This is a genomic window from Neobacillus sp. YIM B06451 (genome assembly GCF_032667185.1).
Lineage (GTDB): Bacteria > Bacillota > Bacilli > Bacillales > Cytobacillaceae > Bacillus_D.
In genome coordinates this window covers 115987-134470 of the sequence record NZ_JAVFKJ010000005.1, presented here as the reverse complement: position 1 = coordinate 134470, position 18484 = coordinate 115987, and the positions used below count along the sequence as shown (strand labels likewise).

The window sequence follows — 18484 nt, the reverse complement described above, 5'->3', positions numbered from 1 at the left end:
AAAAAGCCCCGAATCACCAGGAGCGGTCCAAACTATGAAACAAATAGTACAAAACCTAGTTTTTGCTGTATTTAATCCTGGACTTGCTAAATAAGATATAGTACCCGCCCCCAAGATTAAGTTTGTCGCCCTCGACGGAGTATACATTGTAGTGTGAACCTTTTTTAAGAGTCGAATGGACTCGGCCGTCTGGCTTATACATCGTGGTATTCGCGAGAACCGTAGCATAGCCGGTAAAGTACTTTACACCAGGATGCATATGGACATAATAACGGCTTCCGACATCAAACCGGTTATTGTACATACCGTAAACCCGAACCGATTCGCCTTTTTTCAAAATCCTGTGGAGCTTATTGTTCGGTGTGAACATGGGGGTATCTTTTTGGACCATAATCAACCCTATATAGACCGTCATCTTCTCGGGTTCCTGCATAATATAGTACCCATCCGCATGTGAGCCGCCCGCATTGTAATAATGATCAAGTGTCCCATAAATGTTAATGGATTCACCCGGCTTTAGCATCCGGTAATATGAGTAAGTATCGGTCAAGTTGTTTCTCTTCAGGAGTGGGATTGCTTTTTTTACCTGAAGGCGAGCAATTGGGAGGGCAGACCAGAAGTTTTCCGCATAGCCCGGTACATATGCTGGTAATGGGTCTAGATATCGTTCAATCGTTAAGTTATAGACGACCTTGTTTCCTGCGATATCAGTTAGGGCCGCGTCAAAAAAGTTTCCGCCAATCTGGAGTTGTACACTTGTGTTTGCCTCGGTTTTAAAGTCTTGAAGGTCATAGGGATTCCCTGACAGGCGCGTAAATTCTTCCATATCGTTAATCGTAAGCTTCAGCATACCAAAGTTGTCTGAAGCTGATATCTGCAATTTTGCCAAATCGTCATCCTTGCTTCCTTTTACAAGGGAAGGGTATTTAATCGAAAGGGCTGGGGGAGTTGTATCGATTAGCACTTGTTTTAAGAAAGAAACTTCGGTTCCGTCAGCCATGAAAATCCGGAATGAAAGGCTATAGACTCCATCCTCGCTGTAGCTAGCCCTCGCTATAAATTCGCGCCGGCCATTGGCTTCGTTTAAAATGATTTCTGTTTTTACTCCGTTAACGTAAAGCGCGCTTACTTCAAAAGGGTCTTTGATGAATCCAGTAAAGGAAGCATCCTTTTTATTTGAAATTAAGATATCGTGTTTCGATTCAAATCCTATATAATCAACAGGGTCGCCCGCGGATGACTGGACTGGGAATAGGGAAACGGTAAGCGCAAGCACAATTGAGGCAATAGTAGCCTTTATTCGTGTTTTTTTCATCGTAAGCCTCCTCTTTTTTTAAAAACTTTTCGTTATCGCCTCAATTATGGCATACTCGCTGAATCCTTAAATCGGTCAATTTCCCTGTTTTTAACATTTTGAATTTCGACTTTATTTTCAATTGACATCAGGCGTAAACCCAAGGGAGACATATAAAAATTGAAAATCAATCAAACGTTTGATTGATTTTCCGCATGCCGAAAAATGTCGTTTGAAAGGACACAAAATTTCTTAATGCCTGAATGGCAATCTTATGGTAAAGTAGTGGAAAATAATGAAATTTAGGAGCCATAAATGGAATTCAACAGTAGATGGATACTTGGATGCGGATTGTTCCTCCTGGCTGTTAACGGAGTTTGTTTTGCATTAGCAAAATTGTTTGCCTAAAAACATCACCAACAGCTGGCAGGTTCGTTGGATCCGGCAAACGCCTGAAAGCCGGTAAGGTGTGCCGGCTACTATAAATTCATATGGAGCGAGGAAAAAACTTGATTAATGATTTGGTACAGCCGGTATCGAAACGGCTTTTATTGTTGATGCTCCTTGTCACAGTCGGATCCGAAGCGGTCCTCTATTTTTCGAGGCATAGCTTTTTTTTCTCGGACTTTTACAATTTGCTAATGGTTGGTTCAATCGTGTTGGCCTGGAAGCTGCATCCACGGCTAGCGCCTTCGCAGAAAAATACGGAAGTTGATAATGGAGATACGTATTTCTCCTCCGAGTATGACACATTCCTTGGTTTTAGGGGAGGGGCACCTAAACGGCAGCTTGTTTCCCAATTTGCTGTTATCTTTCTGCTGTTTTACCTAGGATCAATCATTACGAATTTCTATTCCAATATACTGTTTAGTGATTTTAATGATAATTACGCTGAATACGTGGAGGAGTCTGCGGCTGCGGTTGAAAACGGGTTAGCCGAAAGCAGCGGAGAAGAAGCGGTTGCTTTCAAGGTATTTGAGTGGTTCGATCTCGTTGGATATGATTTCCTATCCGATACACTAGCGGGATTTGAAGAAGTTTACCGGATTGCCTATATGATCCTCTTTCTTATGCTTTTTAAAAAAATCTTCCCGCAAAAGTGGACAAAATGGCCGGAGGAAATTTTCCTGATGGCTGTCCTATTCATCAGTTCACTCCTATTCGGAATTGGACACACTCTCGCTAATCCTCAGCCGTGGAGTGTAACACTTGGCACCATTGCAACGTTTACGAATATGGGCCTTATTTTGGGGCTTTTGCTGTTGTGGAGCCGTAATCTTTGGCTTTTGATTGCTGTCCATTCGGTGTACGATATCCTGATGACAATCCAATGGTATTATTTTGAGTTGGCCGCCCCGGTCTTCTCTGGAGTAATGATTTTGGCGTGGATCGTTGAAACGGCCACGCGGAGAAAACCGAATTTCCAGGAGACGACTGTAAAGATAGGCGATTAGCACAGTAATTCAATAGAAAAGAACGCCTGACCTTAAGTGGCCAGGCGTTTCCATTGGGGCTTATTTGCCATTTGATTCTTGGCCAATCATTCGAATGCCAAGGTCATTCAGAGCCTGCCGCATCGTGGCGCGTGTTTTGACAGAATTGAAGTTAAGCCCGAGGTTCACAATTGTTTGTGAAATTTCCGGACGGATGCCGGTAATAATTGCTTCCACTCCCGTCAGCCTAAGCGCACTGAAAATCTGGAACAACTGGTCGGCAACCATCGTATCGATGACCGGAACCCCGGAAATGTCGAAAATGATTTGCCGGACATTCAGGCGTGTACTTTCGGACAATGCCACATCCATAATCAATTTTGCGCGCCTTGTGTCAATCGACCCGACGAGCGGAACAACGGCTACTCCTTCGACGATGGGAACAACGGGAACTGAAAGCTCTTCAAGCGCGGTGTAGGCAACATTCATCAACCGGTTTGTGTGGGCTTCGAATTCCTCTCCGACAACGCTCGATACCCTGTCAAGGAGAGGGTCAATGATTTTGGAAACATCAAGCATCGTAATCGCTGCAAATTTCTTTTTTTCCAATTCGTCGGTAAAAACGTCCCAAACGACTGTCCTGAAAAACGAAACGCTCCTCAAGGAATCGGTCAGCGACACATGATGGCGGATTGCCACTTGAGCAGCTTTCTTTCCCCATTCCTCAATTTCAGGCAGAATCGACTCCCTTTTCCCAGTCAGCGCTTCCCCGAAGTGTGAGATTAATTTTGCACAAAAATCCACCTTCCGATCAAGGGGAATTTCCTGGCCGGGCAGGCGGAACGTATCATTTTTTTCGAGGATATCCGTAACATTTCTAGCAATCACACGATCATTTGCAATGATTTTCTCGCCAATATACTGCAATTCATCCTTCATAGCATGAACCCCTTTTATATACTCTCTCCCATCTATCATATAGTATTTTCATCCTTTGAGGCAAAATGCAAGACAGGAAGGAGGCCTTTTCTGATATTTGCGAAAACCAAAAAGGGCAACGGATATTCCGCTGCCCTTTTTCTTTGAAGGTTTTTTATTGGGTGCCAGCCAACCTAGCGCCTGAAACGGTTGCTGAGTACCTTCAACAAAAATTGTTTTTCCTCCGCAGAAAGCATTCTCCAGTTTTTTACTTGAATTTTCATCAAAGTTCACTCCCCGCTTTTTAAAATAAACGCATTTTCGGCAAACCCCAACTTTTTGCCTATAAGTCCACTATACTTAGTCTTTCATGGAAACTGAATAGAGATTCGTTCAACAAATAATGACGGGAAAGAGCGTATTCGGCTATCTTCTTCCCAGTATAGGCTGTCCCGAACGAAAAAAGGGACAGAAGCAGCTAGAAAATTGCAGAAATGAGTCGACGAAAAATTGGCATAATTACAATAATTATGAGCTTTGCCCTATAGTCGTATTACTATATAGTAGGCTAAAATGGACATGCATTTGAGTAAATTCATTATCCGGGAGGGGATAAGAGTTACTTTTTGGAACTACGTCCATCAGTTTGCAACCTGAACTTCAGCAAGTAATAGAAAGACAAACTTATGAAGGAGGCATCAGGATTTGAAAGCACTTAAAAGACAGTTATTAATTTTAACTACCATTCTAACCATGCTGGCCGGAACGGTATTTCCGTATGCAGGCAAAGCCGGCGCGGAAGAGAATTTTATTACCGTCGCCCAGGCGATTGCGAATAACACGGGGACAGCCACTGTTAAGGGGTATATAGTTGCGTACACAGTTGGCACGAGGAATTACGATTTTGAAGCTCCTTTTGGAGGAAATACCAATATAGCCATTGCGGACTCCGCAACGGAGCGAGATCCCGCAAAAATACTGCCGGTCCAGCTGCCAAGCGGTGATTTCCGTACTAAGTTCAATCTTCAGTCTAATCCCGGTAACCAGGGTAAACAAATCTTGGTTACAGGGTCACTGGAAGCGTATTTCACTGTTCCAGGCCTAAAATCTCCTACAGCGATGAGCTTTGTTGGTGAAACTCCAAAGGATCCTGAGCCATCACCGGAAGGCCTGAAGATTCACCAAATCCAGGGTAGCTCCCATGAATCACCATATAAAGACCAAACTGTAAAAGGCGTCCGGGGAATTGTTACGTATGTAGAGGATGCGAGCAATTTCTACATGCAATCCGCAACCCCTGATACCGATCCGAACACATCGGAAGGGATTTTAGTATACAAGCCTACCCATAATGTCAAAGTGGGCGATCTCGTATCCGTGGATGGACTTGTTAAGGAATGGGTCCTAGATGGATACTCCGATAAGCTTCAGACAGACCTTGCGATGACTGAACTCAATGCAACGGGAACAGGTAATTCCGTATCTGTGATCAGCAGAAACAATCCGTTGCCCGAGGCATTAGTTATTGGAAAAGACTTCTTCCCTCCAACCCAAGTCATCGACAACGACCGGTTCGGAACCTTCGACCCCAATGAAGATGGAATCGATTTTTACGAAAGCATTGAAGGAATGCGTGTGACAATTGAGAATCCAATAGCCACTGCTCCACAGAAATACGGGGAAATCCCTGTCATTGCCAGGAAAGTAGATGGGAAACCTTACACAATCGCTGGTGGAACGATTTTAACAAAGGACAATGCGAACCCTGAACGGATGCATATCCTGATGGGGGACAGGAACTATGTCAACAAAACTGGCGACCGCTTGAACGGAACCGTAACCGGAGTTGTCAGCTACGGATTCCAAAATTACAAAATCCTGACCGACCGCGCCAGCCTTCCTGAACTTGTTGAAGGTCCTGCGGTACGCGAAACAACGACAATTAAAAAAGAGGCGGACAAGCTTACAGTTGCTACTTATAATATGGAAAACTACCGAGCTTCCGAAACGGTGAAAACACAAAAGATTGCCGAATCGATTGTGTACAACCTGAACTCGCCTGATATTATCGGACTTGTCGAGGTGCAGGACAATAACGGTCCGACAAATGACGGGACGACAGACGCATCTCAAAACTATCAGGCACTTATTAATGCAATAAAGGGAGCCGGCGGCCCAACCTATGCGTGGACCGATATCGCGCCTGAAAATCTGAAGGACGGCGGCGAACCGGGAGGAAATATCCGTGTTGGCTACCTCTACAATTCGGAGAGAGTCCAACTGGCAGCAGGTGCTCCTAAAGGAACGGCAACCCAGGCTGTAAACTATGAAAATGGCTCACTTACCCTGAACCCGGGCCGTATTGATCCAACACATACAGCATTCAACTCAAGTAGAAAGCCGCTTGCAGCCGAGTTCGTCTTTAATGGCGAAAAAGTAATCGTCATTGCCAACCACTTCAATTCCAAGGGCGGGGATCAGCCGATTTTTGGAAAAAATCAACCTCCGGTCCTTGGCAGTGAAGCACAGCGTTTGGAAATCGCAAGAATAGTAAACAACTTCGTTTCCGATGTCCAAACAAAGAATCCAGATGCGAATATGGTCGTTCTTGGCGACTTGAATGATTTCGAATTCTCTAAACCACTAGAGGTCCTAAAAGGCGATGATTTAACAAACCTTATTGAAACTGTTCCGCTGCCTGAGCGCTATACGTACAATTATCAAGGCAATGCCCAGGTACTTGACCATATGCTCGTGTCAAACCGGCTTGCACAGTCATCGGAGCTGGATATCGTTCACTTGAACGCAGACTTTTCGGCGGCCCAGGGACGTGTTAGCGACCATGACCCGCTTGTGGCAAAGATTGACCTGACTCCGGAACCAGCCGGCCCTAAACCGCTTGACCTTACCATCATGCATGTAAACGACAGCCACGCGCATGTCGAGCAGTATCCGAAACTCGTTACGGCTGTAAATGAAGTTCGCAGCCAGGCAAAGAACAACTTGCTTCTTGATGCGGGCGATGTGTTCTCCGGAACGCTGTACTTCAAGCAATATCAAGGTCTCGCGGATCTTGAATTTATGAATCTGCTCCGCTATGATGCTATGACATTCGGAAACCATGAATTTGATAAAACATCTGAAACTCTAGCAAACTTTATTTCTAAGGCAAACTTCCCGATTGTGAGCGCCAATGTCGATGTAAGTAAGGATGCAACACTAGGGAAGCTTTTTGAAAACAATATTGCCACCCAGCCTGCAGGCGGTAAAATCTATCCGGCGATTATTAAGGAAATCGACGGCGAAAAGGTCGGTATCTTCGGCCTGACAACAACCGATACGACATTCCTAGCCAACCCGGCCGATGAAATTGTTTTCAATAATGCAATTGACAAAGCGAAAGCGACAGTAGCGGCCTTGAAGGAGCAAGGAGTCAATAAAATCATTGCCCTTTCCCACCTTGGCTACGTTCCTGACCAGGATCTCGCTGCAAAAGTCGATGGCATCGACGTTATCGTCGGCGGCCACTCACACACGAAGCTGGACAAGCCTGTCCTGGTTGCGAAAGCAGAACCGACGCTGATTGTCCAGGCGAACGAGTATCTGAATTATCTCGGCAAGCTGGAAGTCTCGTTTGACGAAAATGGCGTCATCAAGAGCCATAATGGCGTGTTGCTGGAATTGAAAGGCTATGCGGCAGATGAAGCAGCTTCTGCCCGTGTTGCGGAACTAAAGGCTCCGCTCGATGAGTTGAGAAAACAAGTTGTGGGACATACAACTGTTCCATTGAACGGGGTACGAGATGATGTCCGATCAAAGGAAACAAACCTAGGTAATATGATTGCCGATGCAATGGTAGCAAAAGCGAATGAATCGTTGCCGACAACAATTGGAATCCAGAATGGCGGCGGTATCCGCGCATCTATTGACGTGGGCGAGATAACGCTTGGAGAAATCCTTGAAGTAATGCCGTTTGAAAATCAGCTTGTCGCACTTGATCTGACCGGCGCGGAAATCTGGGCGGCGCTTGAAAATGGCGTTTCACAGGTTGAAACGAAACAGGGCAAGTTCCCGCAAGTGTCTGGACTGCGCTTCCAATATGACCCGGCCAAGCCTGCGATGCAAAGGGTTTGGAAGGTCGAAGTCAAGAACGGCGACAAATACGAAGCGATTGACCTGAACAAGACATACCGAGTCGCGACTAATGCGTTCGTCGCAGACGGAGGAGACGGTTACACATCCTTTAAGAAAGCCAAGGATGAAGGCCGTATCCATGAATTGTTCGTAGTTGATTTCGAAGTCCTTGCTTCGTATATTGAAAAGAACAGCCCGCTATCACCGGGAGTCGAAGGGCGCATCCTTGCCGGCCAAGAGCCTCCGAAAATTGTAACCGGCTGGGTTGAAAAGGACGGCCAATGGTTCTACTATGATGCAGAGGGCAAGAAGGTTACCGGATGGCTTGAGGTTGAAGGCAAAAAGTACTACCTTGACCCTGCGGCAGACGGTGCTCGCGCAACCGGCTGGAAAACGATTGACGGTTCGATCTACTATTTCAATGAAGAAGGCGTCATGCAGGTAGGACCGGTCACAATCGACGGCAAGACATATCTCTTTAACGAGGAAGGCGTCCAGCAAACCGACAAGTGGTCACAATATGACGGCTGGTGGTACCACCTCGACAAAGATGGAGTCGTGAAGAAAAAGCAGAAAAACGCGCCTCCTGGCCAGATTGGCAATACGCCTGGACAAGGCGGCAGCCAGCCTCCTGGACAGTCGGGAGAAACACCTGGAAAAGGTAAAAAATCCGCATAGATACACAAAGCACCCGATGGCCGTTGCTGGCTCAGGGTGCTTTTCCGTATATAAAATAATTATTAGTGAGGATCCCCGCCTCGAAAAAATCCAAAAAAAGAGATGCAGCAATGCCGCACCCCTTAATACTTAAGTTTTGATGATCGATAGCTTACCGCCCGTAAGATGAACAGCTTTTCCTGCAGAGTTAACCTGCTCCAGTTTCCCGCTTTTATTTTCATCCCTACAACTCCCCTTTTCTTCTCGTGAATTTCCTTCCTTAGTGGAAAGGCCTTACCTTATTGTTCCATTTACTTATTCTTCCTTTACCGCGATTTTGTTTAGGATAAACGATGAATCGTTTTGCAAATTCAGTGGAAAATGGACATGCTTTTACCTGGTTCAACTTTTCGGAGTGAAGAAGGTGGCGAATGGAAGAGAGGGTGAGAGAATGATGGCGAAAATCTTTTGGAGGGTTAGGATGGGTTGAAAACGAAAGGATACACTATGATAATAAATACATGAAATAAAATAAAAAAGAGGCTTTTGAGAGCCTCAGTTTTTGTATGGGAAAGTAATAATAAATGCCGTTCCTTTGTTTGGGCCCTCGCTTTCAACATTGATTCGGCCTTTATGGTCCTGAATTATCTTATAAGTCACCATAAGCCCCAGCCCATTCCCGGTGGCTTTGGTAGTAAAAAATGGTTCGCCAAGCTTGTTTAATTGCTCATCAGTCATGCCGATTCCTGTGTCTTCAATAATAACGGCTACTTCCTTATCGCGCTCCTCGATCGTAAGTGTCACGATCCCTCCATTCGGAATCGCTTCAATCGCATTTTTGAGAATATTGAGGAACACCTGCTTGAGCTGGTTCTTTTCTCCTGAAATTTGGATCTCATCATTGGGGAAGTGGGTAATGATGATTACATTCCTTAACAATGCTTCAGGTTCAAGGAATCTTGCCGCTCCTTGTAAAATAGAGACGAGATTGCATTTTGAAAAATCAGCTTGATGGGGCCTTGCGAAAATCATAAATTCGCTGACAATTGAATTGATCCTGTCAATCTCTTCAAGGATTGTTTTGGTGAAAACGGTTTCATTTGTTGTCTCCGTAAGAAGCTGGACAAATCCTTTTATCGTGGTAAGCGGGTTGCGGATTTCATGCGCAAACCCTGCGGCAAGTTCCCCGACCATGGAGAGTTTCTCCGCCTTTTGAAGAGTTTCTTCCGTCCGTTTTTTCTCTGTAATATCGTACTGAATGGAGATATGCTTATACTTTTTCCCGTTCTTATCCAGAAAAGGAACTATTGTCGTATCCACCCAATAGGTCGTTCCATCCTTGGCCCTGTTGAGGATTTCCCCATTCCAGACCTTCCCAGAAGAAGCCTCCTCCCAAAGTTCTTCGAAGTATTCCATTGGGTGGTATCCGGAAAAAAGGATGGAAGCGGGCTGTCCAATTAGTTCTTCCTTCGAGTACTTTGAGACTTCACTAAACTTTTCATTTACATAAATGAACCGGTCGTTTTCATCCATAACGGCAAATATTGTTGCTTCATCCAAAGCCTTTTTCAGCTCTGCAAGCTCATTAAGGGTAACTTTCAGCCCTTCAGCCGATTCATCCAATGCATATCTCGTTGTTGATAGAATCTCATTATAATGGTTAACGACTGAAGAAAGGACTGCGTGATACAGGGGGTCGAGGATTTTAATGCTCTCCAGTAGATCTCCGGCTGTGATGGAACCTGCTTCAATCTCTTTTTCCATAAGGTCGAATACTTCGATACGCGTTTCATTTAAGAGGCCGATGCTTGAATCAAGGGATCCGCCTCCAACGACAGACTTTCTACCCAGCAAATTTGCGAAGGAAAATAAATCATCTTTAATGGCAGGGCTTTGTTCAGCAAGATATTCCCCGACCAGATAAAAGATGTACCCCTTCATATAGGGTTTATTATCAAGCTGGCTATAAATGGCGCTGTACTTGCCGCTGTTGCGGGGCAAGTCCAAATAACGGGCCACTTCACCGCTGAGCTCCTTGATTTTCCAGCCTAAATACTTCATTTGACTGTTCATGGCTCCCCCTCCGCTAAAAATGGCATACGAAGACGTACTGAAAGACCCCTCCGGAAAAGGGTGAGAAATAGCCAGTATATCCTATAATTAGTATAAATTTCCCACGCCAATTTGTAAACTTGTAGACAAAGAAAAAGGCATTTTCATAGAACGGCAAAAAAGGCACCTTTGGGATGCCTTTTTAAAATAAAATAATACTTTTTTATAATGAGCAATTTTAATAGAAACGCTTAAAGCTTTCAAAACGCGCTTTGTAATATGGGTCATCAAGGCTAGTGATTGTAACCCCGATTACAGCATCAGCGTGAAGAAACAGGTTGTCCCCCAGGTAGATGCCCATATGGGAGATTCCCTTTTTGTATGTATTTTCAAAGAATACAAGGTCTCCTGCAACTGGTTTATCGACTTCATAGGAACGGTTATAGTAGCCTTCAGCCGAGTGGCGGACAAGATGGTTTCCCGCCTGGTTATATACATAATAAATGAATCCGCTGCAATCAAATCCTTCGACGGTCGAACCGCCCCACACATAAGGGGTGCCAATTAGGTTTTTGCCTAAGGAAATAACTGTAGAAGTAATGTCATTGCCATCTCCAGGAATTGCAGGTGGAGGTACTTCAGCGGATCCAGGAACCTTTAAAACCTGGCCAATCCTGATCATATCTGAAGAAAGGCTATTCAATGCTTTCAGGTTTTCCACAGTCGTATTGAATTGCAGGCTTATCCTCCCAAGTGTATCACCGCTAACAACAATGTAAGTACCAAAGCTGTTGGTTGGGGGCTGGGGTGGAGCAGACGGTTTTTCCTGTTGGGCTGGAGCCTTTGTTGGTTCCTTTGGTGCTTTAGTTGTATCGGCAGGTTTTGCAGGAGCGGCCGGCTTAACGGGAACCGCTTGCTTTGCATTTTCAGTGGATGCCGCCTGGAGCTTAAGAACCTGGCCCACATAAATTGTATCGTTTTTTAGGTTGTTCAAGGTTTTTATATCAGTGATTGAGACCCCTGTTTTAAGAGTGATTGCGCTTAAAGAGTCCCCTTTCACGACAGTGTAGGTTACTGTTTTAGCCTGGTTGGAGTTGGCAGCCGGCTTAGCTTGAGCTTGGGCCTTTAATCCTGATCCAGATAAGACAAGTTTTTGGTTAAGGAAGATTTTATCGGAGGCCAGTTTGTTCAGCTTCTTCAGGTCAGCCACGGTTGAATTCGTCTTAACCGCAATTCCGGAAAGTGTATCGCCTTTCATCACGGTATAAAGATCCGAAGCCGATGCACTTGAGGAATATGCTATTGAAAGAAGGGCAACGGTCGCAAAGGTGGTTGCTGCTTTCTTCTTCATCACTTCACCTCCATGGAGTATTCTAATAAAGAATATTTTACCATAAGGAACACATTTATCTAACCGTTTTTTGAAAAATAAGTCGAAATATGGATGTGGTTTTCTGTTCAGAGTACCCAAAATTTACTTATAAAGTAGTGCGTTTTTATTAAGTTCTTGCATAGTGTAAAGTTGGTCGAGGTAAGCAGTCTGTTAAAACACCGACATAAGACACAAATATCCGTAGTTCTAATCAATCAACGTACAAGAACGTTGAGTTGTTGGGGAGAAAAGCAAGACGCTAAACCTTGAGGACTTAAAAGGACCTCTATTAACCTCAAGATTCAGTGATTTCCCTTTGGATAACAAAGGATGGTGATAGCTTTTGGATCTGGGAATTTGAGCTTGGTAATAAAGTATTATGTGATGAATATATACTTAAGTGGTAAATAAGGAGGAGGCTTCCGATTGTCTGACCATTAAATCTAATAAAAGGCTTTGGGGATTTTTTCAAAATTAGGTCTATATTATGTCTAAATATTGAATATGTTTTCCTCAAAATGAATCTTTTTCCAATATAACCATGTATTTCATTGGTCTTTTCGCCAAATAAATACATAAAAAAGTAGAATTCTCCACGCAAATGTATTATTATAGAAAATGTGAAAGGTGCTGGTAAGCCGCTCAATACCTGGCTATTTTCACAGGATTTCTAAAGTGTATACAGGAAATTCATGTATTAGTTGATATTTCCAAAACGCTTTAGTATAATTGTCGTTAAGTTTGTAAGGCGGTGGTTTGTGCCTTTACAGGCGGAAACTGTCGTACTACTAAAATACCGAAAGGGGAAAACCAGACTTATGAAGAAAAAAGCTATTAAAATAGCTGCTGCTTCTGCAGTTGCCGCTTCTGCATTCGTTGCTGCCGCACCGGTTCAAACGGATGCCGCAACTAACGTTGCCCTAGAAGTAAGCAAAGCTGTTACCCAAATGAAGAAAGCATACCACACATACAGCGATGTAACGGCTACTGGCAAATTCGCTGACATTGCAGATGTTTACAAAGAGTACAACGCTGCAAAAGTTGCCTACAACAACGCTAAAGCACTTGCTACAAAATCAGGTGGAGCTCAAAAGGAAGCTTACCTTGCTCAGCTTGAAGTCACTTATGATGACTACATCGCGAAGCGCGTCGTTACATACATCGACGCTTACAACTACGCTACAGCTCTTGACGCTAAGAGGGAAGCTCTTGCTAAAGCCCTTACTGACAAGGACTGGAACGCAGCTGAAAAGCTTTACCATGAAATCTCTTACGAACTGAAGACACGTACAGTAATCCTTCACCGCGTATACGGCGAATCTACTCGTGAACTTCTAGTTAAAGCATTCAAACAAGCTGCCCAAGATCTACGTGACAGCCAAGCAGTTAACATCACTGTAAAAATGTACGCTGATGTTGCTACAAAGAAAGTTGCTGAAAAAGACGTTGAAGGCGCTAAAGCTGCAATCGCAAAAATCGACGAATTCCTTGGAAAAGTCGACAAAGATAGCGAGTTTGGTAAATACCTAATTGCTGAGGTTGCTAAAGTTAAAACTCAATACGATGCGCTTGTTAACCCTAAGGTTGAAGCTGTTTCTGCTCTTAACCTTAAGCAAGTTGCATTCTCTTTCAATAAAGCTATTGACAAGGCAACCGTTGTTCCTGGGAACTTTACTTTTGATGGAAAAGCCCTAAGTGGTAGCGATAAAGTAGCCCTTGCTGCTGACGGGAAAACTGTTGTTCTTACTCTGGCTACACCAGTTGCTAACCAAACAACAAAATCCGTAACTGTTAAAGGCGTGAAAGATACTGCAGGCGTTGCAATTGCTGACTACAAAGCTGATGTGCGTTTCGCAGACTTTACTGCTCCATCTGTAACTGGCGTAACTAGCGCTGGCCCAGATAAGTTCAAAGTAACTTTCAGCGAGCCAGTTAAAACTCTTGAAGGCAATCCAACTGTATTGGCTGCTGGTAGCTTCTCTGTAAACAATGGTCAATACTTTGTTAAGTCTGCTACTGTAACAGCCCTTAATGAAGTAACAGTTGAACTTTACAGTACTCTTGCAAACGGCGAGTATGATGTAACAGTTAAAGACGTACAAGATCTTGCTGGATTCAAGATTGCGGACACTACTTTGAAACTTACTCAAGTAGCAGACACAACTGCTCCAACAGTTGCGAAAGTAGTAGAAGCTTCTCCAACGAAGCTAGTTCTTGAAATGACTGAAGATGTTTCTTTTGTTAACGAAGCAACTGCTAAAGATAATATCTACCACACTAATTTGTCAAACAAAGCATCGAAAGTTGAGATTTCTGGTAAAACAGTTACAATCACTTTCGCTGATAACCTTGCTATGCCTAAGGGTACAGCTTATGTGGTCATCGAGAAAGATGTCTTCAAAGATGGATGGGGCAATAAAAATGCCAAGTATGAAGCTGGCGTAAGCGTGACAGTAGATGCAATCAAGCCAGTAATTTCTAAGGCAGAAGCTACAAAGGATAACGAATTAAAAGTTACATTCTCTGAAGAAGTAACTAGTGCTACAGCTACAGCTGCTGCCAACTACACATTACTTGATTCCACAGGAAAAGCAGTTTCTGGCGTTACATTAACTCCAAAGCTTTCTAGCGACGGTAAGGTTGTAACTATCGATTTGAGTTCTTCTTTATCGGGTGGTGTGTATTCACTTGTTGTAGAAAAAGTTAAAGACGTTGCTGGAAACGAAATCGATAAAGCACAAGTAAATGTTTCTGTAACAGATACAACTGCTCCTACGGTTTCAAAAGGAACTCTTTACGCTAATGAATTAGTGAAAATCACCTTCAACGAAGCTATGGCAACAAGTGGTGCTGGTTCTGTATTAGACCTGGGTAATTACAGGGTAGGTTCCATGTATTTAAGCGGAACAAATGCTAAGGTATCTTTGACTGATAGTGGCAAAGCAGTATTGCTTGATCTTAGCGGAGTGGCAAATCTTGAGGTTAAGGCTGGCGATAAGATTACCGTTGGTAAGGTTGCTGATGCTTCAGGTAACTTCATTAATGCCTTCGCTACAGAGGTTACATTGGAAGAAGCTGCGAAAGTTTCAATTAGCAAAGTAGAAGCTATTGATACCAAAACTATCAAAGTAACTTTGAATGATACTCTAAGCAAATTTAATCAAGAAGACTTTGTCTTGTATGAAGGCGCTGATGCTAAGGGACCTGGGTATTATACATCTGTAACATTTGCAAATGTTGATGGAAAAGGTGTAATTACCTATACGCTTGCAAATGCACTAGATACAGATGCTACTGAAGCAGGCGCAAGCAAAGACAAGATTTCTGTAAAAACTATTGCTTCGCCAACTTCCGAAAACTCTTTTGGAGTTAAGGTTGGAGGTAATCTGTCAAGTGTTGCTGCCGATAAGATTGTCGCAGTAGTTGAAAAGAAAACTGTAAACAGCAAAGAAGTCTATGATGTACACGCGGCTGGCGCTACAATCAATGCTACTGATGACACTATAGTAGACAAAGCTGGTGACGTAGTTACATTTACTGTAAACTTCTCTGAAGATTTAGAGCCTGCTACAATTTCTAAACTTAGCTTTGCAGTTGACGGCTTCACAGTATCCAGCATTGGACTTCTTGAAGGTGATAATTCAAAGGTTGTCATTACAGCAACTGCAAATGCTGATAACACAAATGTCCTTGCTTCGAACATTAAGCAAGTTATGGATATAGCTGACCTTAACAAAATCATTGTTAAGTCTGGCGGATCTTGGGCTGTAGCTACTACTGCTGCTGTAACTCAATAAACGAAACGTTACTTTATAAGCTTACTAATGTAAGTGAAAAAAGTGGATTGAGTCCCCTAAAATTGGGGGACTCAATCTAACTGTTATTCTCCAATTGTCGGGTGAAACCCCCGGCCTTGTGAAATAGCCAAACCACAAGAGCCTGATACTCCTGCATCCAATAAGCTCTAACCCGGCCGAAAGGGTGAAGTCAGGTAAAGTCGTACTCACAGAGTGAGGCGGGGCTCCTTAAAAGATGGCTATGGCCAGGCGACGAATCCATGTTGAAGCAGGGAGAGGTAGGAAATAGTAAGAATAGCTAGCGGTTTGCTTTTTCCCCTTTAATCCAAAATGATTAAATAGGCGTTCAGCATAATTGGCTATTAAACTGGACGTTCTCTTACCTGAAAAGTGGAGGCCTAAGGCGCATCAAATAGAGGGATGGAAATAACGGAACGTTTGAAGTTTTTTCGGAAGAGGTTGGGTAGAACCTTAGAGGCCGAAAAAATGGCGGCGCACTTATAGTAGTGTTGATCATCTGCCGTTTGGATTTCCATGGCAACATGGGAAAAGGCTAAAACAGATGGGAGCGAAGAAGTGCAGTCAGTGATACTTCTATTTTACGACTTATTTCCCCAAAATATGTCGTTACTAAAAACAACCAACCAATCACATTTATTTGTGGTTGGTTTTTTTTACTAATTAACAAATATTTTACAGAAATACCTAAAATTATGGAGAAAGAGGCAAAATAATGTGATACACTATTTATGGGGAAATAAGAAATTAATATACATAATAGAAATATATCTCTGACGGAACGCCGTATGCGCTGAAAGGCGCCCGTACGGTGTAGGTCCAGTGTGAACTGGAAATAGCCCTTACAGCCTAACTGTCATGCATACCAATGATACACATGGACATATCGAATATGTACCAAAGAAAGTTACGGCCATTAAACAAGTTAGACAAGCCAATCCAAATGCATTACTTCTGGATGCAGGAGATGTATTCTCTGGGACACTGTATTTTAATGAATATAAAGGCCAGGCAGATCTGGAATTTATGAATTTATTAGAATATGATGCAATGACATTTGGAAACCATGAATTTGATTTGGGAACCAGTGAATTAAAAGGTTTTGTTAGTGCAGCGAAATTTCCTTTTGTAAGCGCTAACGTCAATTTCTCAAATGATGCTACTCTTAAAAATAGCTTTCATGATTCCATTAGTGAAGCTCCCGTAGACGGACAAATTTATAACGGAATCATTAAAGTGGTTAATGGCGAAAAAATTGGGATTTTTGGCCTTACTACTGAAGAAACCCCTTCTATCTCTAGTCCTGGTGATGGTGTACAGTTTGAAGCATATATAGCAGAAGCGACAAAAGCTGTTCAACAGTTTAAGGCATTAGGCGTTAATAAAATCATAGCCTTGTCTCACCTTGGCTATAATAATGGGACCGCAAATGATCTAGCCTTGGCAAAGGCAGTTGAAGGCATTGATATTATTGTAGGTGGGCATACTCACTCTCTACTTGAAAAGCCAATTGTTGACTCGACTGGTAATGAGCCGACGCTTATTGTACAAACCGGTGAATACAGCAATAACCTTGGTGTACTTGATGTCCAGTTTGATTTGTTTGGGAAAGTAATTGGGTATGATGGAAGGTTAATAAATATTGGAGAAAAATCAACACTTCTAGATGATACACAAGCTAAACAGATATTAGATACGAAATACAAGCCAGCCGTAGATGCTAAAAAGGCGGAGGTTGTCGGTAATACCACAGGCGTCCTTGATGGAGAACGTGCAAATGTCAGGACTCGAGAAACCAATTTAGGTAACTTGATTACTGATGGCATGCTAGCAAAAGCCAAGGAAATTGATTCTGAAACAGTGATCGCAGTCCAAAATGGTGGAGGAATCCGTGCCTCTATTGATGCTGGTGATATCACTATGGCCGAAGTTCTTACAGTAATGCCTTTTGGTAATTCATTGGCAATAATGAAGCTTACTGGTTCTGAAATTGAGGCTGCCCTAGAGCATAGTGTTAGTGCGTTCCCTGCACAACTAGGTGGCTTCCTCCATGTTTCTGGCCTAAGATTCCACTACGATCCTTCAAAGCCAGTTGGTGATAGGGTTACTAAAGTGGAAGTTAAAGAAAATGGTACAGATTATGTGCTTATAAACCCTACAAAGGTTTATACAGTTGCCACGAACACATTTACTGCTAAAGGTGGAGATGGCTTTACAATGTTTGCTACAGCATTTGCAGAAGGCCGGGTAAGTGAGCCAGGAAATGTGGATTGGGAAATGTTTGTAGAATACCTTACTGAGAATCCTCAGTTTAATACAGACTTAGAGGGTCGCATTATTGTTTCAGTTTCTGCTGCTTCATTCTCCGGAACAGCTGAAACTCCAAAAGTTCACAACAGCAACGTCTTTGTAGATGTTACTGGAGTAACAAAATTATCCAATGCTGTAGTAAAAGGAAACCTTTATTTATCCGGATCTGTTGAATTGGATAATGTAACGGTTGAAGGAGAAACAGTATTTGGAGATAATTAAGTTCAACAGAGCCTCCCGCAGTTCTTTCTGCGGGAGGCTTTTTGCTCACGCATATTGAGGAGGTAATTATTTAATTTCATAAGTGACAATGGGGAGTTTTCCAAAATAAAGCATTAAGAGGCAGAGGATTTTGTAAAATTGTGGAACTGGAGGTAATTATTAGTTGAAAATTCTTTTTTTTGTCTATAATAGGAGTTGGGGAAATAATAGATAGAATTATTGCTGGCGGAACGCCGTATGCGCTGAAAGGCGCCTGTACGGTGTAGACTCGACTCGA

Annotated in this window: 9 protein-coding genes; 4 read left to right on the top strand and 5 right to left on the bottom strand. The window is 43.2% G+C overall.

The annotated features are described in order from the left end of the window. Positions 1 to 55 precede the first annotated feature (55 nt). The gene (locus tag RB160_RS11670) at positions 56 to 1315 is read right to left on the bottom strand and encodes a hypothetical protein (RefSeq protein ID WP_316570500.1); all 1260 of its coding nucleotides are present in this window, start codon (positions 1313 to 1315) and stop codon (positions 56 to 58) included. Between the two features lie 488 nt (positions 1316 to 1803). Between RB160_RS11670 and RB160_RS11665 the strand changes: the two genes are divergently transcribed. Then, the gene (locus RB160_RS11665) at positions 1804 to 2748 is read left to right on the top strand and encodes a CPBP family glutamic-type intramembrane protease (RefSeq protein WP_316570498.1); all 945 of its coding nucleotides are present in this window, start codon (positions 1804 to 1806) and stop codon (positions 2746 to 2748) included. A 60-nt stretch (positions 2749 to 2808) separates the two neighbouring features. On the opposite strand, the gene RB160_RS11660 is transcribed toward RB160_RS11665, so the two are convergent. Beyond that, positions 2809 to 3666 carry an STAS domain-containing protein gene (locus RB160_RS11660; RefSeq protein WP_316570497.1) on the bottom strand — a complete coding sequence of 286 codons (858 nt, stop codon included), beginning with the start codon at positions 3664 to 3666 and terminating at the stop codon, positions 2809 to 2811. Positions 3667 to 3714: 48 nt separating this feature from the next. After that, positions 3715 to 3939, bottom strand: a complete 225-nt coding sequence (locus RB160_RS11655; RefSeq protein WP_316570496.1) for a hypothetical protein — start codon at positions 3937 to 3939, stop codon at positions 3715 to 3717. Between the two features lie 411 nt (positions 3940 to 4350). On the opposite strand from RB160_RS11655, the gene RB160_RS11650 reads away from it, so the two are divergent. Continuing rightward, positions 4351 to 8457, top strand: a complete 4107-nt coding sequence (locus RB160_RS11650) for a 5'-nucleotidase C-terminal domain-containing protein (protein WP_316570495.1) — start codon at positions 4351 to 4353, stop codon at positions 8455 to 8457. A 534-nt stretch (positions 8458 to 8991) separates the two neighbouring features. Here the strand turns inward: RB160_RS11650 and RB160_RS11645 are convergent. Both RB160_RS11645 and RB160_RS11640 read right to left on the bottom strand, forming a co-directional pair. Next, complete coding sequence (locus RB160_RS11645) at positions 8992 to 10509, bottom strand: ATP-binding protein (protein WP_316570493.1); 1518 nt, start codon at positions 10507 to 10509, stop codon at positions 8992 to 8994. A gap of 217 nt (positions 10510 to 10726) precedes the next feature. After that, positions 10727 to 11839: a C40 family peptidase gene (locus RB160_RS11640; RefSeq protein ID WP_316570492.1), complete on the bottom strand. Its 1113-nt coding sequence runs from the start codon at positions 11837 to 11839 to the stop codon at positions 10727 to 10729. An 839-nt stretch (positions 11840 to 12678) separates the two neighbouring features. On the opposite strand from RB160_RS11640, the gene RB160_RS11635 reads away from it, so the two are divergent. Together RB160_RS11635 and RB160_RS11630 are read left to right on the top strand one after the other, a co-directional pair. After that, positions 12679 to 15657, top strand: coding sequence for an Ig-like domain-containing protein (locus RB160_RS11635; RefSeq protein WP_316570491.1), 2979 nt, complete (start codon positions 12679 to 12681; stop codon positions 15655 to 15657). An 876-nt stretch (positions 15658 to 16533) separates the two neighbouring features. Then, on the top strand, positions 16534 to 18207 hold the full coding sequence (locus tag RB160_RS11630) for a bifunctional metallophosphatase/5'-nucleotidase (RefSeq protein WP_316570490.1): 1674 nt from the start codon (positions 16534 to 16536) through the stop codon (positions 18205 to 18207). Positions 18208 to 18484: the final 277 nt, after the last annotated feature.

What these genes read in the sequence shown, in the direction of transcription:
- RB160_RS11670 (WP_316570500.1), bottom strand. Translation starts at nt 1,315, where the DNA reads ATGAAAAAAACACGAATAAAGGCTACTATTGCCTCAATTGTGCTTGCG.
- RB160_RS11660 (WP_316570497.1), bottom strand. Translation starts at nt 3,666, where the DNA reads ATGAAGGATGAATTGCAGTATATTGGCGAGAAAATCATTGCAAATGAT.
- RB160_RS11645 (WP_316570493.1), bottom strand. Translation starts at nt 10,509, where the DNA reads ATGAACAGTCAAATGAAGTATTTAGGCTGGAAAATCAAGGAGCTCAGC.
- RB160_RS11640 (WP_316570492.1), bottom strand. Translation starts at nt 11,839, where the DNA reads ATGAAGAAGAAAGCAGCAACCACCTTTGCGACCGTTGCCCTTCTTTCA.
- RB160_RS11635 (WP_316570491.1), top strand. Translation starts at nt 12,679, where the DNA reads ATGAAGAAAAAAGCTATTAAAATAGCTGCTGCTTCTGCAGTTGCCGCT.
- RB160_RS11630 (WP_316570490.1), top strand. Translation starts at nt 16,534, where the DNA reads ATGCATACCAATGATACACATGGACATATCGAATATGTACCAAAGAAA.